Annotated in this window: 20 protein-coding genes; 18 read left to right on the top strand and 2 right to left on the bottom strand. The window is 72.2% G+C overall.

Annotation, left to right across the window (positions count from 1 at the left end):
• Positions 1-8: 8 nt before the first annotated feature.
• Entirely contained in the window at positions 9-635 is a 627-nt protein-coding gene (locus ACYVOM_RS01500) for a cellulose binding domain-containing protein (RefSeq protein WP_460301352.1), read from the top strand.
• A gap of 38 nt (positions 636-673) precedes the next feature.
• A complete protein-coding gene (gene thiD / locus ACYVOM_RS01495) occupies positions 674-1,471 on the top strand; it encodes a bifunctional hydroxymethylpyrimidine kinase/phosphomethylpyrimidine kinase (protein WP_460301351.1) in 798 nt (265 codons plus the stop codon).
• A 241-nt stretch (positions 1,472-1,712) separates the two neighbouring features.
• Here the strand turns inward: thiD and rpmB are convergent, their stop codons facing one another.
• Positions 1,713-1,910: a 50S ribosomal protein L28 gene (rpmB, locus tag ACYVOM_RS01490; RefSeq protein ID WP_460301350.1), complete on the bottom strand. Its 198-nt coding sequence runs from the start codon at positions 1,908-1,910 to the stop codon at positions 1,713-1,715.
• Between the two features lie 246 nt (positions 1,911-2,156).
• On the opposite strand from rpmB, the gene ACYVOM_RS01485 reads away from it, so the two are divergent.
• On the top strand, positions 2,157-3,761 hold the full coding sequence (locus ACYVOM_RS01485) for a DAK2 domain-containing protein (RefSeq protein ID WP_460301349.1): 1,605 nt from the start codon (positions 2,157-2,159) through the stop codon (positions 3,759-3,761).
• Here ACYVOM_RS01485 and ACYVOM_RS01480 read toward each other — a convergent pair.
• Positions 3,713-4,042: a hypothetical protein gene (locus ACYVOM_RS01480; protein WP_460301348.1), complete on the bottom strand. Its 330-nt coding sequence runs from the start codon at positions 4,040-4,042 to the stop codon at positions 3,713-3,715. The genes ACYVOM_RS01485 and ACYVOM_RS01480 overlap by 49 nt on opposite strands.
• A 164-nt stretch (positions 4,043-4,206) precedes the next feature.
• Here ACYVOM_RS01480 and recG point away from each other — a divergent pair, with 164 nt between their 5' ends.
• From recG to ACYVOM_RS01405, 15 genes are all read left to right on the top strand, one after another.
• Positions 4,207-6,381 carry an ATP-dependent DNA helicase RecG gene (gene recG / locus ACYVOM_RS01475; protein WP_460301347.1) on the top strand — a complete coding sequence of 725 codons (2,175 nt, stop codon included), beginning with the start codon at positions 4,207-4,209 and terminating at the stop codon, positions 6,379-6,381.
• 74 nt (positions 6,382-6,455) lie between these two features.
• Positions 6,456-6,551: a putative leader peptide gene (locus tag ACYVOM_RS01470; protein WP_460301346.1), complete on the top strand. Its 96-nt coding sequence runs from the start codon at positions 6,456-6,458 to the stop codon at positions 6,549-6,551.
• Between the two features lie 35 nt (positions 6,552-6,586).
• On the top strand, positions 6,587-7,414 hold the full coding sequence (locus ACYVOM_RS01465) for a HEAT repeat domain-containing protein (RefSeq protein WP_460301345.1): 828 nt from the start codon (positions 6,587-6,589) through the stop codon (positions 7,412-7,414).
• A 59-nt stretch (positions 7,415-7,473) separates the two neighbouring features.
• A complete protein-coding gene (gene rsmD / locus ACYVOM_RS01460; RefSeq protein ID WP_460301344.1) occupies positions 7,474-8,100 on the top strand; it encodes a 16S rRNA (guanine(966)-N(2))-methyltransferase RsmD in 627 nt (208 codons plus the stop codon).
• Positions 8,101-8,147: 47 nt separating this feature from the next.
• Positions 8,148-9,569 carry a penicillin-binding transpeptidase domain-containing protein gene (locus ACYVOM_RS01455; RefSeq protein WP_460301343.1) on the top strand — a complete coding sequence of 474 codons (1,422 nt, stop codon included), beginning with the start codon at positions 8,148-8,150 and terminating at the stop codon, positions 9,567-9,569.
• A 99-nt stretch (positions 9,570-9,668) separates the two neighbouring features.
• Positions 9,669-10,151 carry a pantetheine-phosphate adenylyltransferase gene (coaD, locus tag ACYVOM_RS01450; RefSeq protein WP_460301342.1) on the top strand — a complete coding sequence of 161 codons (483 nt, stop codon included), beginning with the start codon at positions 9,669-9,671 and terminating at the stop codon, positions 10,149-10,151.
• Positions 10,152-10,272: 121 nt separating this feature from the next.
• Positions 10,273-10,854, top strand: a complete 582-nt coding sequence (locus ACYVOM_RS01445) for a YceD family protein (RefSeq protein ID WP_460301341.1) — start codon at positions 10,273-10,275, stop codon at positions 10,852-10,854.
• Between the two features lie 3 nt (positions 10,855-10,857).
• The gene (gene rpmF, locus ACYVOM_RS01440) at positions 10,858-11,034 is read left to right on the top strand and encodes a 50S ribosomal protein L32 (RefSeq protein WP_460301340.1); all 177 of its coding nucleotides are present in this window, start codon (positions 10,858-10,860) and stop codon (positions 11,032-11,034) included.
• Positions 11,035-11,260: 226 nt separating this feature from the next.
• Positions 11,261-11,977, top strand: a complete 717-nt coding sequence (gene rnc, locus ACYVOM_RS01435) for a ribonuclease III (protein WP_460301339.1) — start codon at positions 11,261-11,263, stop codon at positions 11,975-11,977.
• Positions 11,970-12,860, top strand: coding sequence for a bifunctional DNA-formamidopyrimidine glycosylase/DNA-(apurinic or apyrimidinic site) lyase (gene mutM / locus ACYVOM_RS01430; protein ID WP_460301338.1), 891 nt, complete (start codon positions 11,970-11,972; stop codon positions 12,858-12,860). Before rnc ends, mutM begins: the two co-directional genes overlap by 8 nt.
• Positions 12,857-13,153 carry an acylphosphatase gene (locus ACYVOM_RS01425; protein WP_460301337.1) on the top strand — a complete coding sequence of 99 codons (297 nt, stop codon included), beginning with the start codon at positions 12,857-12,859 and terminating at the stop codon, positions 13,151-13,153. The genes mutM and ACYVOM_RS01425 overlap by 4 nt, the downstream gene beginning before the upstream one ends.
• A 178-nt stretch (positions 13,154-13,331) precedes the next feature.
• Positions 13,332-13,514 carry a hypothetical protein gene (locus tag ACYVOM_RS01420; RefSeq protein ID WP_460301336.1) on the top strand — a complete coding sequence of 61 codons (183 nt, stop codon included), beginning with the start codon at positions 13,332-13,334 and terminating at the stop codon, positions 13,512-13,514.
• Between the two features lie 274 nt (positions 13,515-13,788).
• Entirely contained in the window at positions 13,789-17,430 is a 3,642-nt protein-coding gene (smc, locus tag ACYVOM_RS01415; protein WP_460301335.1) for a chromosome segregation protein SMC, read from the top strand.
• 30 nt (positions 17,431-17,460) lie between these two features.
• Positions 17,461-18,609: a signal recognition particle-docking protein FtsY gene (ftsY, locus tag ACYVOM_RS01410; protein WP_460301334.1), complete on the top strand. Its 1,149-nt coding sequence runs from the start codon at positions 17,461-17,463 to the stop codon at positions 18,607-18,609.
• Positions 18,610-18,931: 322 nt separating this feature from the next.
• Positions 18,932-19,504, top strand: a complete 573-nt coding sequence (locus tag ACYVOM_RS01405; protein ID WP_460301333.1) for a hypothetical protein — start codon at positions 18,932-18,934, stop codon at positions 19,502-19,504.
• Positions 19,505-19,693 lie beyond the last annotated feature (189 nt).

The raw sequence follows: 19,693 nt of genomic DNA, 5'->3' as shown, positions 1-19,693 counted from the left end.
AGGATGGGATGGGACGACACACCAAGTTCTGGGACCGGCCGGTGACCACGGACGAGCCCCCGGTGCCCTCCCCTGCCAAGAAGGTACGGATGGCCTGGATCGGACGGACCCCCCTGATGCCGACGCTCGCCGGGGTCGCTGCCCTCGGCGTCATCACGGCAGCGTTCCTCACACAGGAGATCCCCCTGGATTTCGCGAGCCCCGGCTCCGAACGCAACGAATCGGCCGCGTGCGCGGGCTGCGAGCCCCAGAAGGCGGAAATGCCCGCCGTGGGCACCGCGGTCCCGACCGCGAGCCCCGAGACCGAGACCGAGCGCTCGACGGTCCCGCCGGCCCTGAGCGCGAACTTCCGGCTGCAGAAGGCCCCCGGCAGCGGCTTCACCGCCGTGGTGACCCTCCGCAACACCGGCGACAAGGCGGTCGGCGGATGGAAGCTGAGGTTCCGCATCGCCAACGCGGTCGTGCGGGGAGCCGAAGGCGCCACCGTGCAGACGGTCGCCGCGAACGGCGGCACCACCGTCCTGGTCGGCACGTCGCCTATCCCTGCGGGCGGCACCCTGCGGGTCAAGGTGACCGGCGAGGGCGCCTGGTCGAACCCCACGAGCTGCCGGATCAACAACCTCAAATGCCGCTGAGCTCCGGCGATTCGGGCGCCCTCTACTAGGCTGCTCGCATGGTTACCGCTCCGCCCCGTGTCCTGACCGTCGCCGGCTCCGACTCGGGAGGCGGCGCCGGCATCCAGGCCGACCTGAAGACGATGCTCGCCCTCGGCGTCCACGGCATGAGCGTGATCTGCGCGGTGACCGCCCAGAACTCCCTGGGCGTCCAGGGCTACTGGGAGCTGCCCCCGGAGGCGGTCGCGGCCCAGCTCGAATCGGTGCTGTCCGACATCGGGACCCAGGCGGTGAAGACGGGGATGCTCGCCTCGACCGTCCTGGTGGAGACCGTCGCCGAGCGCCTCGGCGGGTACGACGCCCCGCTCGTGGTCGATCCCGTCGGCGTCAGCAAGCATGGCGACGCCCTTCTCGCCGCGGACGCCGTCGACGCGGTGCGCTCGGTCCTGCTGCCGATCGCGACGGTCGTCACGCCCAACCTGTGGGAGGTCGAGCTGCTCACGGGCGTCAAGGTCGAGTCCGAGGACGACCTCGCGCGGGCCGCCGAAGCCGTCAAGGAGTTCGGGCCGGAGTGGGTGCTCATCAAGGGCGGCCACCTGCCTACCCGTCCGGTGGACCTGCTGTACAACGGGGAGGAGACGCACCTGTTCTCCGACGAGCGCTACGACAACCGCCACACCCACGGCACAGGCTGCACCCTCGCTTCCGCGATCGCCTCGTACCTGGCCCTCGGCCGCTCGGTCCCCGAAGCCGTCGCCGCGAGCAAGACCTACATCTCCGGCGCCATCCGCGCCGGCTTCCCCCTCGGCGCGGGCATAGGCCCCGTGGACCACGCCTGGAACCTCCGCCACCCCTGACCCGCCGTCCGCCGAGTCCCGGTCGGCGTGCCTCGGCGCGGCGGAAAGCCCCGTGATGCTCGGGTGGCCCCCACGCGGTCACGCTTCGCGGCCGCCGACGCGGCGGGGGACGCCGTCGTGGTGGGATGTCCGATCTTCAGGGTGGCCGGGGCGGTCGGTTCCGGCTCTCGCGCGTGCGGTGGGAACGCGAAAAGACCCGGTGGGTGTGGAGCTCACCGGGTCTTTCGGAAGGCTTCGCGTACTAGCGGGCCAGCGGACGCTGGACCTTGCCGGCCTTGAGGCAGGAGGTGCAGACGTTCAGGCGCTTGGTCGTGCCCGCGACCACGGCGCGGATGCGCTGGATGTTGGGGTTCCAGCGGCGCGGGGTGCGACGGTGCGAGTGGGACACGCTCATACCGAAGCCGGGGCCCTTGCCGCACACTTCGCAGTTGGCAGCCACGGTAACTCCAAACAGTCGAGAAATTCGGGCACCCCGGGCGATCTGCGGCCGGGGCGCTACATGGAAAAGGTCCCCGCGCAGGGGGACGCTCGGACCAGGGTAGCCGAACCCCAGGTGGTAGGCGAATCGACGCCGGATCTTCGCACCCTCGCGCGTCCGGAATGCCCCGATACTCCCTTCAGCATAGGCTTTTCCGGAGATGCGCTGCGTCGGCGGCGCCCTGTGCCTGCTCGGGAAAGGGGTCTCGTGCCCGACGCCCTCGACGGGTCCGCGGTCCGCCGCTGGGCGCGCCTGGCGGCCGACGCGCTCGGCGGCGCGCGCACCGGGATCGACGCGCTCAATGTCTTCCCCGTCCCCGACCGGGACACCGGGACGAATCTCCACCTGACCCTGCTCGCCGGCGCCGAGGCCGTCGAGGCGCTGCCGCCCGGCGCGCCGCTGGAGGAGGTCTGGCGGACGCTCGGCAGGGGCGCGCTCGTCGGAGCGCGGGGCAACTCCGGGGTGATCGTGAGCCAGGTGCTGTGCGGCCTCGCCGACACGCTCGGCCCGCGCCCCCCGGCGACCGGCCCCGACCTCGCCGACGGCCTCGCGCACGCCTCGCGGCTGGCCCGCGCCTCGGTGTCGCGGCCCGCCGAAGGCACCATCCTCACCGTGCTCGACGCCGCCGCCGCTGCCGCGCGCGGCCACCCGCCGCCCCTCCCGACCGGCACCGGGCTCGCCGAGACGCTGGCGGCGGCGGTGCGGGGCGCCCGCGCGGCCTTGAGCGCGACCCCCGACGCGCTGCCCGTCCTCGCCGAGCAGGGCGTCGTGGACGCGGGGGCGGCGGGCCTGTGCGTCGTCCTGGACGCCCTGGCCGCGGTCGTCACCGAGGAGTACCCCGAGCGGTACGAGGTGCCCGCGCGCAGGGAGCCCGCCGTGGCGGTCCCCGAGCAGGGTCACCGACCCGCCGAAGGCGCCGGATACGAGGTGATGTACCTCCTCGACGCGGAGGACTCCCGCATCCCCGCGCTGCGCAAGGCCCTCGACGACCTGGGCGACTCCCTGGTCGTCGTCGGGGGCGACGGCCTGTGGAACGTCCACGTCCACGCCGACGACGCGGGCGCCGCCATCGAGGCGGGCCTGACGGCGGGACGCACCCGAAGGATCCGCGTCACCTATCTGGGCGGTTCGAGCCGTCCGAAGGCGCCCTGCACGGGCCGGGGAGTGGTGGCGGTGACCGCCGCGGACGGACTGGCCGCGCTCTTCGAGGAGGCGGGGGCCGTCGTCGTACGTCGCCCCTCAGGCGGGATGCCGCCCTTGGACGTGCTGGTGCAGGCGGTCCTCGGCGCGGGAGACGAAGTCGCGGTCCTGCCCAACGAGCCCGAGGTCCTGGCGCTCGCGGAGGCCGCGGCGGTGCGGGCCCGCGAGAGCGGTGTGCGCGTCTCGGTGATCCCGACGAAGGCGTCGGTCCAGGGGCTCGCCGCGCTGGCCGTGCACGATCCGCTCCGGCACTTCCGCGACGACGTCATCGCGATGGCGGGAACGGCGCTGGCGACCCGCTTCGGCGGCCTCCAGATCGCGTCCGGCGAGGCCATGACGTCCGTCGGGGTCTGCCGGGCGGGCGACGTGCTCGGCCTGATCGAGGGCGACGTGGTGATGATCGGGTCGTCGATGGACGAGGTGGCGGGGCAGGTGCTGGCCCGCATGCTGTCGGGCGGCGGCGAACTGGTCACGGTGGTCACCGGCGCGAAGATCCCGGCGGGTTTCGCCGCCGGGATCGAGGTGAGGCTGCGGGCGCAACGGCCCGATGTGGAGATGACGGCCTACGAAGGCGGCCAGGTCCTGTATCCGGTGCTCTTCGGGGTCGAATAGGACGCCACGCCGAGCACCCGGCAGACGCTGGCGGCGGCGGCGTCGAGGTCGCCGGCCGCGGCGATCCGGTCTCCCCAGGGCCACCAGAGCGACTCGTCTTCGAGCACGATCTCTTCGGCGACGCCGGGGGCCGCGGGGTTGCTGACGTGGAGGGCGGGCGGGCGTCCGATGGGCTGCTCGAGCCGGGCCCGGAGGCCGTGCGGGGAGAGCCTGTCCGCGAGGGAGTCCAGTAGGCTGAGGTGCCTCTGGTGAATGGTGGGGGTGGTGGTCAAAGCGACCATGATGGTGATGCTCCACTTCATTGTGGGTGATCTAAGACACCTTACCAGCGTGTCCGGTTTTACCTTTTCGGGCAAGCCGTTACCACTGATCTTTACCTTCTCGCCGCCCGCGCGGAGCCGACCTGTGATCGGCGTGTCGGCGGCTGTCACCCCCATCGGCTGTAATGGACCGCGTGACTCTCGCAGACGACCTGAGGAAGACCGTCGGCGACAAGACGGCCAAGGTCCTCAAGAGCAAGTGGGACATGGAGACGGTCGGCGACCTGCTGCGGCACTATCCGCGCAGGTACGTGCGCCACGGGGAGCTCACCGACCTCGCCTCCCTGACCGAGGGGGAGGACGTGACCGTCGTCGGGCGGGTCGTCGACGCCCACCAGCGCAAGATCACCAAACGCCCGTTCCAGCTCCTCGAGGTCACCGTCGAGGACGCCACGGGCCGCAGGATCGGGCTCACCTTCTTCGGCACCGGGGTGCACAAGGCGGGCGCCGACCTCCAACCGGGCGTCCTGGCCATGATCGCCGGAAGGGTCGGGCTGTTCCGCAACAAGGTCCAGCTCAACCACCCCGACTACGAGGTGATCCCGGGAAGGGCGACGGCCGAGACCGTCGAGGAGTACGCGGCGAAGCCGATCCCGCTCTACCCGGCCACCAAGGACCTGCCGTCCTGGAAGGTCAAGAAGGCCGTCGAGTACGCCCTGGGGCCCGGCCTCGACCTCCCCGACCCGATGCCTCCCGAGCTGCTGGCCCGGCGCGGCCTCGTGCCGCTGAGCGCCGCGCTGGAGGGCATCCACCGGCCCAAGGACGACGACGAGCTGAAGGCCGCGCGCAAGCGGCTCAAATGGGACGAGGCGTTCTACGTCCAGCTCGCGCTGGCGCAGCGCCGCGCCGCCGCCGCGGACCTGCCCGCCACCCCGCGCCCCGACCGCGCCGACGGCCTGCGCGCCGCCTTCGACGCGCGGCTGCCGTTCGCGCTGACCGAGGGCCAGGTCCAGGTCGGCGCGGAGATCGCGGCGGACCTCGCCCGCGAGCACCCCATGCACCGGCTGCTCCAGGGCGACGTCGGCGCGGGCAAGACCGTCGTGGCGCTCCGCGCGATGCTCCAGGTGGTCGACGGCGGCGGCCAGGCCGCGCTGCTCGCGCCCACGGAGGTCCTCGCCCAGCAGCACTTCCGCTCGATCCAGGCGCTGCTCGGCCCACTCGGACGGGCAGGGCAGCTCGACGGGGAGGAGGGCGCCACAAGGGTGGCGCTCCTGACGGGCTCCCAAGGCGCCAAGGTCAAGCGCGCGGCGCTCCTGGAAGCGGCCTCGGGAGGCGCGGGGATCGTCGTCGGCACGCACGCGCTCATCCAGGAGCACGTCCAGTTCGCCGACCTCGGCCTCATCGTGGTGGACGAGCAGCACAGGTTCGGCGTGGAGCAGCGCGACGCGCTGCGCGAGAAGGTGGCCGGAGGCAGGCCGCACGTCCTGGTCATGACGGCGACCCCGATCCCGCGCACCGTCGCGATGACGGTCTTCGGCGACCTCGACACCTCGGTCCTCGCCCAGCTCCCGGCGGGGCGCTCTCCGATCGCCACCCATGTGGTCCCCCCGGAGAAGCCCGCCTTCCTCGCCCGGGCCTGGGAGCGGATCCGCGAGGAGGCCGGGCAGGGCAGGCAGGCGTACATCGTGTGCCCCCGGATCGGCGAGGACGACGCGCCCCCGCGAGACGAGCAGGAAGGCGGCGAGCGGCCTCCGCTGGCCGTCATGGAGCTGCTGCCGATGCTGGAAGGCGAGCTGCTGAGGGGGCTGCGCGTGGACGTCCTGCACGGGCGGATGCACCCGGACGACAAGGAGGCGGCCATGCGGCGGTTCTCCACCGGGGAGACCGACGTGCTGCTGGCCACGACCGTCGTCGAGGTCGGCGTCGACGTGCCGAACGCCACCCTGATGATGATCATGGACGCGGACCGCTTCGGCGTCTCCCAGCTGCACCAGCTGCGCGGCCGGGTGGGGCGAGGCGGGCTGCCGGGGCTCTGCCTGCTCGTCACCGACGCGCCCGCGGACGCCCCCGCGCGCCGCCGCCTGGAGGCCGTCGCCTCGACGACCGACGGGTTCGAGCTGTCCCGGCTCGACCTGGAGCAGCGCAAGGAGGGCGACATCCTCGGCGCCGCCCAGTCCGGCAACCGGTCGGCGCTGCGGCTGCTCACCCTCCAGTACGACGAGCCGGTGATCGCCGCCGCGCGCAAGGAGGCGTCCCGGATGGTGGCCGACGACCCCGGGCTCGCGGCGCATCCGGAGCTGTCCGAGGCGCTCGCGGAGCTGCTGACGGACGAGCGCGCGGACTACCTCGACAAGGCCTGAACTCCTGGTCAAGGGCCTGAGGATCCTGCCTCTACGAGCAATTGCCTACTAAACAGGTTGACATTAAAGGTTTTATGGGCGACGATCGCCCCATGAGCTCACCGCTTCTGGTCGGCCGCCCGCACGTCGATCTGCGACGTCAGGCGAGCTGCCTGTGTCGCCGCCGCTGACCCATGTCCACGGCACGACCCGGAAGGAGCCACCCATGTCCGACCTGACCCTCTTCGAAGAACACCTCCGCGACCCCGACCCGCGCGTCCGCCGCGCCGCCGTCGAACTCCTCGGTGAGATCGCGCCCAGCGGCGCCGGCGACGCCCTCGCCTGGGCCCTCGCCGACCCTGACGCCACGGTCCGCGCCGCGGCGGCGCTCGCCCTCGCGACCCTCCGCCCGCCCGTCGGCGAGGACGGCATCGCCGCGCTCCGGCTCGCCTCCTCCGGCGGAGGAGACCCGCTCGTCCGCGCCACCGCCCGCGCCCACCTGCGGCTCCTCGCCGAAGCCCACCGCGCGCTGTACGCCCAGGGCCTGGCCGACGGCGAACCCCAGATCCGCGCCCAGGCCGTCCTCGTCCTCACCTGGCTGCGCGACGCCGCCGCGGTCCGCGAAGCCGCCGACGACCCCTCCCGCGACGTCCGTGTCGCCGTCGCCGACGGGCTGGCCCGGCTCGGCAGCCCCGACGGCGTCGACCAGCTCCTCGGCGACCACGACCCCGTGGTCCGCCTGGCCGCCCTCGACGCCGCCGAGACCCTCGGCCTGCCCGGCCCCCTCGTCCCGCCCGTGCTCCGCTCCCTCACCCATCCCGGCTGGCAGGTCCGCAAGCGCACCGCCCGCGCCCTCGCCGCGGCCCCCGCCGCGGCGGCCGCCGCCCCCCTCACCACGGCCCTGCGCGACCCCGTCGTCGACGTCCGCCGCGAAGCCGTCCGCTCCCTCGAACAGTGGGCCACCCGCCACCCCGAGGTCCTCGCCGCCCTCACCGAATCCCTCCGCGACCCCGACCCGGGAGTCCGCACCCAGGCGAGATGGGCCCTCGCCTGAGGCGCTTCGACGTCGCCGCCCCGCCAGGGGCGGCGGCCCCGGAGCCATAGGATTCGGGGATGAGCAGGGTGATCGCCGGGGTGGCCGGTGGGCGGAGGTTGGCGACGCCCGAGGGCAGGGACACGCGGCCCACGAGTGACCGGGCTCGGGAGGGGCTGTTCTCCACGGTGCAGGCGCTGCTGGGCTCCCTCGAAGGAATCCGGGCGGTGGATCTGTTCGCGGGGTCGGGGGCGGTGGGGCTGGAGGCGCTGTCCCGCGGCGCCTCGCACGCGCTGCTCGTGGAAGCGCATCCCAAGGCCGCGAAGGTGATCCGGGAGAACATCAAGACGCTCGGGCTGCCCGGGGCGCGGCTCGTCGCCGACAAGGTCGAGCGGCTGGTGCAGAGCGCGCCGGAGGAGCCCTACGACTTCGTGTTCGCCGACCCGCCCTACGCCGTCCCCGACGAGACCGTACTGGCGATCCTGGAAGCGCTGCGGGACAACGGGTGGCTCGCCGACGGGGCCCTCATCGCCGTAGAGAGAGCGAGCAGGGGGCCGGCGCTGAAGTGGCCCGAGGGGTACTTCCCCGAGCGGGACAGGAAGTACGGGGAGGCCGTCTTCCACTACGCGTCGTTCGAGCTCCCCGAGCAGGCCGAGCAGGCGGGGCGGGACGAGCAACCAGAGGATCACTCCGAGGACTCCGCGTAGGCACGCTTTCCCCTCGCTTTCCCCGGTGCCGGTTAGCGTCGGCGGGTGTGAACGTCCAGCTCAGGCGTACCGCGGTCCTCGCGCTCGCCATGATCTTCGCCATCATGGTCAACGTCACCCTGATCATGGCGTTCCAGTCCGAGGGGCTGCGCCAGGACAGCCGCAACGCCCGGCAGTTCAACCGCCAGTACGAGCGAAACCGCGGCGCGATCCTCGCCGGGGACGTGCGGGTCGCGTACTCGACGCCCAACGAGGACGGCAAGACGTTCGACCGCCACTACGAGGACGGCGAGATCTTCTCCCCGGTGACCGGCTACTTCGGCGCCTTCAGCCAGACCGGCCTGGAGCAGGGCATGAACTCCGTCCTCGACGGGACCGACACCCGGGTCTCCGTGCGCGGCCTCGTGGACTGGATCACCGGGAAGCTCCCCAAGGGCGCCGACGTGCACACCACGATCGTGCCCCGCGCGCAGCGCGTCGCCTACCGGCAGCTGGAGGCGAGCACTTCCCTTCAGGCCGCCGCTGTGGCCGTCAACGCCGAGACGGGCGCGATCGAGGTCATGGCGTCGTACCCGTCCTACGATCCCGAGGCGGTCTCCGTCCGCGACGTGTCCGCGGCCTCCAGCGCGCTCAAGCGGCTGGAAGGCGCGGCCGGTAACCCCCTGCTCAACAAGGCGACCCGCGAGCTGTACCCGCCCGGCTCCTCGTTCAAGATCGTGACGGCCGCGGCGGCCCTCGCGCACGGCATCGCCGAGGACGGCACCGTCCCCGCGGGCTCGTCCTACACGCTGCCCGGGACGGCGACGACCATCGGCAACAGCCACGACGCGGGAACGTGCGGCGAGGCGAGGACGACCCTCATCGACGCCTTCGCCCAGTCCTGCAACACCACCTTCGCCGAGATCGGCGCCGAGGAGGTCGGGAACGCGGGGATGCGGGAGCAGTCGGAGGCCTTCGGCTACGGGACGCGCTTCGAGTACGCGCCCGGACTCACCGCGGTGGCCAGCGACTTCCCCGACACCGACGCCGCGCAGACCGCCCTGGCGTCGTACGGGCAGGGCGCGAACGTCGCCACGGTGCTCCAGATGGCTTTGGTGGCGGCCGGCGTGGTGAACGGCGGCGTGGTCATGGAGCCCCGCCTCGTCGACCGGATCACGCTGCGGGACTCGACCCTGGAGACGACGGACCCGGTCGTCCTCGGCAGGGCGGTCACCGTCGCGCAGGCCGCGGAGCTGCGCCAGATGATGGCGGCGGTGGTGAGCGAAGGGACGGCCACGAACCTCCAGGGCGAGGGCGTCGCGGGCAAGACCGGCACCGCCGACGTCGACGGCGCGGCCTACAACGACCGCTGGTTCGTCGGATACAAGGTCTCCGGCCCGCACGCGATCGCGGTGATGACCCAGGGGACCGGCTACGGGGCCACCGCGGCGGGGCCGATCATGGCCGCCATCGCCGCCGCGCTGGGCTGACACCGGCCCCGCCCCCAGGCCGACACTCGCCCCGCCTCAAGTCGGGCGAACCGGCGTTTGGTACCTTCGCGCCGTCCGCACCGAAAGGATTTGATGGTCGTGCGCCGAGTCGTCTGTCCGGGCTCCTTCGACCCGGTGACCAATGGTCATCTGGACATCGTCAGCCGTGCCTCCCGGCTCTACGACGAGGTCGTGGTCATGGTCTCGATCAACCTGGCCAAGAAGAACCTCTTCACCGTCGAGGAACGGCTCGACATGATCCGCGAGGTCACCCGCGACCTCGGCAACGTCAAGGTCGACTCGTTCCGGGGGCTGACCGTCGACTACTGCAAGCAGCACGACATCCCCGTGATCGTCCGTGGCCTGCGCGCGGTCACCGACTACGACTACGAGCTCCAGATCGCCCAGATGAACAACAGGATGTCCGGCGTGGAGACCCTGTTCATGGCGACCAGCCCCGAGTACGCCTTCCTGTCGTCCAGCCTCATGAAAGAGGTCGTGCGGTGGGGCGGGGACGCCTCAGGGCTCGTTCCGGAGCTGGTGCACCAGAGGCTGATCGAGCGCCTCAAGGACGCTTCCTGAGGCCGATCTCCCTGGTCGAGTTGGGGTGAGGGTCCGGACCCCGGTAGTATTTTCTCTCGGCCATGCCTGACGTGGCGATCCAACCGTGCACACGTGTTCGTCGAGCGGCCCCTGCCGTTCGATGAGCCCTGAAGGGGGAGCCCTGTCCAGCCTCGATCCCAAGGCGCCGCTCGTCGTCGACACGAGGACGCTCGGCCGCCGCCCGGGATCGATGAAGGAACAGCGGATCACCCCTGCCGCACCGGAGGGTCTGGGCGTCGAAATGGTCGGCGTTCCCACGGACGCCGAGATCGAGGTCGACCTTCGGCTCGAATCGGTGATGGAGGGCGTGCTCGTCTCGGGCACGGCGTACTTGCCCATCGAGGGTGAGTGCGCGCGCTGCCTGGACGACATCTCCTTCACCCTGGAGGTGGATTTCCAGGAACTGTTCGTCTACGACGACACCCGCTCTGGAACGGGTGCCGACGAAGACGAACTCCGTCTGGACGGGGATCTCCTCGATCTGGAGCCGGTGCTCCGGGACGCGGTGGTGCTCGCACTTCCGCTGTCCCCCCTGTGCCAGGACGACTGTCCCGGCCTCTGCGCGGAATGCGGTGAGCGGTTGGCCGATGTCGGCCCCGAGCACTCGCACGACGTCGCCGACCCCCGGTGGGCGGCATTGCAGGGCCTTGCCGAAACACGAGAAGAAAGCCAGGAGGGCTGACAAATGGCCGTCCCGAAGCGGAAGAAGTCCCGCAGCACGACCCGCCACCGCCGTTCGCAGTGGAAGGCCCCGCGGATCGCGCTCGTCGAGTGCCCGCAGTGCCGTGACCAGAAGCTGCCCCACGTGGCCTGCTCGAACTGCGGCACCTACAACAAGCGGCAGGTCATCGAGACGGCCTAGTCGCTGCCGCGAGACCTATCCCCGGGGGCCGGTGCCGCACGCTGTCGCGTGCGCTCCGTCCCCCGGTTTTTCGTCATAAGGGGCGCCACCACGTCACCGCGAGTCCACCCGAGGCCGTGGTGCACGCCGGATGCTGCCGGCGCGCACCTCGTCCCCTGGATGCCCTCCGATGCGACGGTTCCGCCCTCAGCCAGGCCCGCGGGCCTCGTCATGTGAGGAAGCTGGAATGACCGTCCCCACCGCAGCGCTGGAGGAGCGGATCGCCCTCAGCCTCGATCCGGCCCTGCTGGAGCGGGCGCTGACCCACCGGTCGTACGCCTACGAGAACGGCGGCCTGCCCACCAACGAGCGGCTGGAGTTCCTCGGGGACTCCGTGCTCGGCCTCGTCGTCACCGACACCCTGTACCGGGGCCACCCGGACCTGCCCGAGGGGCAGCTCGCCAAGCTGCGCGCCGCGGTGGTCAACATGAAGGCGCTCGCGGGCGTCGCCCGGGGCCTGGACCTCGGCGCGCACATCCGGCTCGGCAGGGGCGAGGAGGGCACGGGAGGCCGTGACAAGTCCTCGATCCTCGCCGACACCCTTGAGGCGCTGATCGGCTGCGTCTACCTCGACCAGGGGCTGGACGAGGCGTCCGCGCTCGTCCACCGGCTGTTCGACGGCCTGATCGCCAGCTCGTCGAAGCTCGGCGCGGGCCTGGACTGGAAGACCTCGCTGCAGGAGCTCACCGCCGACGAGGGCCTGGGCGTCCCGGAGTACCACGTGGACGAGAGCGGCCCCGACCACCAGAAGACGTTCCGCGCCTCGGTGCGGGTCGGCGGCAGGGCCTACGGCATGGGTGAGGGCCGCAGCAAGAAGGACGCCGAGCAGAAGGCCGCCGAGGCCGCCTGGACGGAGATCCGCGCCGGGCTGGACGCCGCCGCCGGCAAGGGCGGCGATGCCTGAGCTGCCCGAGGTCGAGGTCGTCCGGCGCGGTCTGGGCAGCTGGGTCGCGGGCCGGACGGTCTCGACCGTCGAGGTGCTGCATCCGCGGGCGATCCGCAGGTTCCTGCCGGGGGAGACGGAGTTCTCCGCCCGCCTTGCCGGGGTCACCCTCGGCGCGCCGAGGAGGCGCGGCAAGTACCTGTGGCTGCCCTACGGTGAGGGCGCCGTGCTCGCCCATCTCGGGATGAGCGGGCAGCTCCTCGTCGGGAGGGCCTCGGCCGCCCCGCAGAAGCACCTGAGGGTCCGCTTCACCTTCACCGACACCGGGACGCCCGACGGGACCGATCTGCGGTTCGTGGACCAGCGGACGTTCGGGCATCTCATGGTCTGCCCGCTCGTGCCGGACCCGGCCGGCGGCGCGGACCCCGTCCCGGACGTGATCGCGCACATCGCGCCCGACCCGTTCGAGGACGCCTTCGACGACGAGGCGTTCTTCAAGGCCCTGAGACGCAAGCAGACCGGGGTGAAACGGGCGCTGCTCGACCAGTCCCTGATCAGCGGGGTCGGCAACATCTACGCCGACGAGGCCCTCTGGCTGGCCAGGCTGCACGGGGAGCGGCTCACCTCCACGCTGACCAGGCCCAAGGCGACCGAGCTGCTGGCGTCCGTCAGGGAGGTCATGGCGGCCGCGCTGGAGGCGGGCGGGACGTCCTTCGACAGCCTGTACGTCGACGTGAACGGGGAGAGCGGGTACTTCGCGCGCTCCCTGAACGCCTACGGCCGCCGCGACGAGCCGTGCCCGCGCTGCGGCGCGCCGATCCGCCGGGAGGTCTTCATGAACCGCTCGTCCTACAGCTGCCCCAAGTGCCAGCCGCGTCCGCGCGGTGTGAAGGCGGCCACATGAGTGCGGGGGAGAGCGCCGGCGAGCCGGTCCGCATGACCGCGTGGGTCCGCGGGCACGTCCAGGGTGTGGGCTTCCGCTGGTGGACCCGGGCGCGAGCGCTGGAACTCGGCCTGGTCGGCTCGGCGAACAACCTGCGCGACGGCAGGGTCGAGGTCGTCGCCGAAGGTCCGAGGACGGCCTGTGAAAGGCTGCTGGAACTGCTGAGATCGGGCGACACGCCGGGGCGTGTTGAGGGAGTTACCGAGCGGTGGGATGGGGCCCGCGGTAATGTAGTGGGTTTCGTGGAAAGATGACCGACTGGCAATCCGCGGCAGACCTGCTAAACTCTTTACGACAGGGTTGTTACGGGTCTGTGACGTGCGTCTTGACCGGCGTCCCGGCCAGTGCGACTCTAGTTGAATCGATAACCGCTGCCCTATCATGAGTGCAGTGTGATCTCTGCTGGTTACTCAGCGTGGAGGACCCTCAATCATGGCGAAGGCTCTACTCGGCCACGTCGGCGGTCCCGACCCCCGGATGGTCGCGGAGATGCGACGTCTCCAGCGGCGGGTACGGGATCTGGAAGCCGAACTGATTCGGCTCCAGGAGGAGAACGACGCCCTCAGTTCGTCTGAGGTCGTGCACTCCGTCGACCGCGAGCCCGCACTCACCTGAAAGCGGGCTGTACCCGGGCATAACAGGACAGAATCCAGATTCCAGTCCACATACGGTCACTTTCCGGGTACCGACAGACAGGGACGTCGATGACAATCGCGTCCCTTTTGTCATTCCCCAGGTTTTCGTCACGGCTGTGGAAAACCTCGGTGCGCGCCCCCCGGCAATGGGACGATGAGGTGGCCCGGCACCGGGGATAAGCTGCTTCCTTCACTCCCGGCCATCACAGGTCACTCCATCGCCGGGCCGCATCCGTGAGGGGGACTTTCCGCGCGTGTACCTCAAGAGCCTGACCCTGCGCGGGTTCAAGTCCTTCGCCTCCTCCACCACCCTGCGGTTCGAACCCGGCATCACCTGCGTCGTCGGCCCCAACGGCTCGGGCAAGTCCAACGTCGTCGACGCCCTGGCCTGGGTCATGGGCGAGCAGGGCGCCAAGTCGCTGCGCGGCGGCAAGATGGAGGACGTCATCTTCGCCGGCACGGCCAACCGGGCGCCGCTGGGCCGCGCCGAGGTCGTGCTGACCATCGACAACACCGACGGCGCCCTGCCGATCGACTACTCCGAGGTCACGATCAGCCGGCTGATGTTCCGGTCGGGCTCCAGCGAGTACTCGATCAACGGCGACGGCTGCCGCCTGCTCGACGTCCAGGAACTGCTCTCGGACTCCGGCATCGGCCGCGAGATGCACGTGATCATCGGCCAGGGCCAGCTCGACCAGGTGCTCAACGCGGGTCCCGAGGGCCGGCGCGCGATCGTCGAGGAGGCCGCGGGCGTCCTGAAGCACCGCAAGCGCAAGGAGAAGGCCCTCCGCAAGCTCGACGCGATGCAGGCCAACCTCACCCGCGTGCAGGACCTCACCAGCGAGCTGCGCCGCCAGCTCAAGCCGCTCGGCAAGCAGGCCGAGATCGCGCGCCGGGCCGCGGTGATCCAGGCCGAGCTGCGCGACGCGCGGCTGCGCCTGCTCGCCGACGACCTCGTCACCCTCGCCGCCAGGATCGAGCGGGAGGCCGCCGACGAGGACGCAGTCCGCAGGCGCCGGGCCGAGGTCGAGGCGGCCCTGGCCACCGCCCAGGCCCGCGAGGAGCACCTGGACGCCGAGGCGGCCGAGGCCGCGCCCGTTCTGGCCGCCGTGCAGGAGACCTGGTTCCGGCTGTCGTCGCTCAAGGAGCGGCTGCGCGGCGTCGCCGACCTCGCCGCCGAGCGGCACCGGGGCGCGACGGGCTTCGAGGGCGAGGAGCGGTTCGGCCGCGACCCCGAGGAGCTGGAGCGCGAGGCCGAGGAGATCCGCGCGCAGGAGGAGGTCCTGGCCGAGCGGCTGGAGGAGGCGCAGGGCGGGCTGGAGGAGGCCGTCGCCGAGCGCGCGGGGGCCGAGTCCGCGCTGGCCGCCGAGGACCGGCGCATCCAGCAGCTCACCCGGGCCGCGGCCGAGCGCCGCGAGTCCCTCGCCCGCCAGCGGTCGGCGCTGGACGCGCTGCGCTCCCGCCTCCAGGCGGCCGGGGCCGAGATCGGCAGGCTCACCGAGGCCCGCCTGGCCGCCGAGGACCGCGCGGAGGCCGCGCTGGCCGAGGCCGCGTCGTTCCAGCTGGAGATCGAGGTCGATCCGCGGATCGCCGCCGACCTCGACGTGGCCGAGGCGGCGCTCGCCGAGGCCAAGGAGAGCGTCGCGCTCGCGCGCACGGCGGTCGAGGAGCCGCAGCGGGCGCTGAAGGCGGCCCGCGAGCAGATCTCCGCCGCGCGCACCGCCGACCAGCGGGCGCAGAAGGAGGTCACCGCGCTCCAGGCCAGGATCGAGGCGCTGGAACTCGGCCTCGGATCGGCCGCCGACGGCGGGGAGGCGCTGCTGTCCTCCGGCATCGCCGGGGTGGAGGGCACTCTCGCGTCGGTGCTCGCCGTCCGTCCGGGAGCCGAGGCCGCCGTCGCCGCCGTGCTCGGCGCGCTCACCGAGGCCGTCGCCGTCGCCTCGCTGGACACCGCCGCCGAGGCGCTGGAGTTCCTGGCCGAAGGCGGCGCCGCCGCAGGGCTGGTGATCGGCGGGGCCCCGCAGACGGCGGGGACGGGCGGCCCCTGCCCGGCGGGCGGCACCTGGGCGGCGGAACTCGTGGACGTGCCCGAGGAGCTGCGTCCGGCGCTGGACCGGCTGCTCGAAGGCGTCGTCGTCGTGGACGACCCGCGGGCGGCGCGCCGGATCGTCGCCGAGGAGCCCGGGCTGCGCGCGGTCACCCGCGACGGCAGGCTGCTCGGCGCGCACTGGGCGCGCGTCGGCTCCTCCAGCGGCCAGGGACCGCTCCAGATGCGCGCCTCCCTGGACGAGGCGCTCGCGGCGCTGGGAAGGGCCCGCGAGTCCGCCGAGCTGAGCGCCGCGGGCCTGGAGGAGGCGGCCGAGGCAGAGGCGGAGGCGCAGCTCGCGGTCGAGGAGGCCCAGGCGCTCGCGGCCGCCGTGCAGGCCGCCGTGGGACAGGCCCAGTCGGAGCTCGACGGGGTGCGCGCCCGCCTGCGCGAGGCGGACGCCGCCGCGGCCCAGGAGGCCAGGCAGGAGGCCCGCCTCCAGGCCGCGGCCCAGGCGGCCAGGCAGGAGGCCGAGCGCCTCGCCGGCAACGTCCGGGACGCCGAGGACAACCGGGACGCCACGGCCGAGCGCCTCGCCGAGATGGAAGAGCGCTACGCGGCGGACGCGGAGGCCGAGCCCGAAGAGGAGCCCGACACCGAGATCCGCGAGGAGCTCGCCGAGCGCGTCGGCGAACTGCGCGGCGCGGAGATGGAGGCGCGCCTCGCCGTCCGCACCGCCGAGGAGCGCGCGGGCGCCCTCGCCGGGCGCGCCGACGCGCTGGACCGCCAGGCCGAGAAGGAGCGCCGCGACCGGGCGCTCGCGGTGGAGCGCAGGCGCCGCCGCGAGGAGCAGGCGCGGATAGCCCGGGCCGTGCAGGACGGCGCGCAGACGGCGCTGCTGCGGATCGGCAGGTCCCTGGAGATCGCGGTCGCCGAGCGGGAGGACGCCGAACGCCGCCGCGCCGCCCGCGAGGAGGAGCTGAAGATCGTCCGCGGGCAGGTCCGTGAGTACGCCACCCAGCTGGAGCGCCTGGTCAACGTGGTGCACGGCAGCGAGGTCACGCGGGCCGAGCAGCGGCTGCGCCTGGAGCAGATGTCCGAGCGCGCGCTGGAGGAGTACGGCATGGAGGTGGAAGGGCTGGTGGCCGAATACGGCCCCGACCAGCCCGTCCCGCCACAGGACCCCGAGGCCTCGCCCGAGCCGTACGACCGGGCCGTCCAGGAGAAGCGGGCGAAGGCCGCCGAGCGGCAGATGGCCCAGCTCGGCAAGGTCAACCCGCTCGCGCTGGAGGAGTTCGCGGCGCTGGAGGAGCGGCACGCTTTCCTCACCTCGCAGCTGGAGGACCTGAAGAAGACCCGCAAGGATCTTTTCGACATCGTGAAGGACGTCGATCAACGGGTACAGGAGGTCTTCGCCGCGGCCTACGCCGAGACCGCCGAGCACTTCGCCGGGATCTTCGGCAGGCTGTTCCCCGGCGGCGAGGGCTCGCTGTCCCTCACCGACCCCGACGACATGCTCACCACGGGCATCGAGGTCTCGGCCCGGCCCCCGGGCAAGAAGGTCAAGCGGCTGTCGCTGCTGTCGGGCGGCGAGCGCTCCCTGGTGGCGATCGCCTTCCTCGTCGCGGTGTTCAAGGCACGGCCGAGCCCGTTCTACGTGCTCGACGAGGTCGAGGCCGCGCTGGACGACACCAACACCCAGCGGCTCATCGGCGTCTTCGAGGAGCTGCGGGACACGTCCCAGCTCATCATCATCACGCACCAGAAGCGGACGATGGAGGGCGCGGACGCGCTCTACGGCGTCAGCATGCGCGGCGACGGCGTCTCCCAGGTGATCAGTCAGCGCCTCCGCGAGGCCGAACCGGTCTGACGCCGGGGAGTCTGCGAGACTGGACGCGCTATGGAATATCTGATTCTCGGTATCGCGCTGCTCGTGATCATCGCGGTCGGCGGGACTGTCGCGCTGCTGCGGTCCCGCTCGGGCGCCCCGACCATCGAGGCGCCGCCCGAACCACCGCAGATCAAGGAGCCGGCGGGCACCGGCGCGGACCTCGGGGAGGCAGGGGTCGCGACGGCCCCGGCGCCCCCGGCCGCCCAGGCGCCGCCCGCGCCGGAGATCGAGGTGCCGCCGCCGAGCGCGGGCCGGCTCCAGCGGCTGCGCGCGCGCCTCGCCCGCTCCCAGAGCACCCTCGGCCAGGGCCTGCTCGCCCTGCTCTCCCGCGACTCGCTGTCCGACGACGACTGGGACGAGATCGAGGACCTCCTCATCCAGGCCGACGTCGGCGTGACCCCGTCCCGGATGATCGTCGACGAGCTGCGCACCCGCGTGCGGGTCGACGGCAGGCGGTCGCCCGACGACGTCAAGGCGATGCTGCGCGAGCAGCTCATCGCCCAGATCGGCCCTGACCTGCCGCGCGGCCTCAAGGTCGACAAGCACGGGGGCAACCCTGCCGTCCTCATGGTCGTCGGCGTGAACGGCACCGGCAAGACCACGACGACGGGCAAGCTCGCCCGTGTCCTGGTCGGCGACGGCAAGACCGTCGTGCTGGGCGCCGCCGACACCTTCCGCGCCGCCGCCGCCGACCAGCTCGCCACCTGGGGCGAGCGGGTGGGCGCCCGGACCGTCCGGGGCCCGGAGGCCGGCGACCCGGCGAGCGTCGCGTTCGAGGCCGTCAAGGAGGGCATCGCCGAGGGCGTCGACACCGTCATCATCGACACCGCGGGCCGGCTGCACACCAAGGTCGGCCTCATGGACGAGCTCGGCAAGGTCAAGCGGGTGATCGAGAAGCAGGCCTCGGTCGACGAGGTCCTGCTGGTCCTCGACGCCACGACCGGCCAGAACGGCCTCACCCAGGCCCGGGTGTTCGCCGAGGCGGTCAACATCACCGGGATCGCGCTGACCAAGATGGACGGCACCGCCAAGGGCGGCATCGTCATCTCCGTCCAGCGCGAGCTGGGTGTGCCGGTGAAGCTCGTCGGCCTCGGTGAGGGCCCCGACGACCTGGCGCCGTTCGAACCGGGCGCCTTCGTCGACGCGATCCTCGGCTGATCCCCTCTTCGGGGCCGCGCGGGCGGTGCCGCGGTGCTCGGGAGGGCATCGCGGCGGATCCCCGCGAATCGGGTCCGGAGATCAGGAAGAAAGATCGGTTTGAGGGAATCCGGCCACCGGCCATAACCGGGCTTGGAACGTTCCCCCTCGATCTGTGCTTACGTGAGGAGATAGGCACGAACCCGTACAGATCGGGGGGATCGAAGTGTCAACACCGACCAGGCGCCCGCACGGCGCGACATCCGCGGGGGGAGAGGCCGCCCCTGGGGGGCCGAGCGGCTCGTCCACCCAGATGGCAGGTGGAACGCAAGGGGAGACCGCCATGGGTCATGGCATGTCCCCGATGCTCTCCGCCGAGCATCGCATCACGTCAACGGCGTCCAAGGCGTCGGCGATATCGGCGGCGGTGCTCATCCTCGGCACCCTGTTGCCGTGGATCAGCGTGACCTTCTTCAGCGCCGCGACGATGAGCGGCGTCCGCTTGTGGGAGGGCAAGATCGCCTTGATCCTCGCCTTCCTCGCCGGTGCGATGGCCCTGGCCGCGATGGTGACCGACGGCAACCGCCGCGGCATGCTCATGGGCTCGGCCATCTGCGGCGCGCTGGCCTTCATCGCCTGCGTGGTCTTCGCGTTCCGCTTCGGCAACGCGCTCGACATCCCGCCCGTCCTGGGCGGCAGCGAGGCGGTGGCGCTTGCCGACGCGGGCATCGGCCTTGACGCCGGCTGGTACCTGTCGATCGCGGCGAGCATCGCGCTCACGGCCTTCGCCCTGTGGGGCGCGATGGCGCACAAGCAGACGGGGGCCGGCCAGCAGGTCCCCGGCATGGAATGGGTCGACCCGGGCGCGCCCGGCGGCACCGGCGCGCAGCACACGGGCACCCACCGGCAGCCCTGATCCACCGCGCACGAAGGAGGACCGGTCCGTGCGGACCGGTCCTCCTTTTCGGTGATCACGCCCCCGGGACGCGGTCAGATTTCGAAGAAGTCACGTTCCGGGGCGCCCGTCGGCGATCGTTCGGCGGGTATTGGAACGGTGCGAGAGGGGAAACACTTGTGAAACATCGGTTATGGATGTTTCACACGT

The organism is Actinocorallia aurea, from assembly GCF_054783995.1.
The sequence above is the reverse complement of the archived record's forward strand: the minus strand, read 5'-3'. Positions and strand labels throughout refer to the sequence as shown.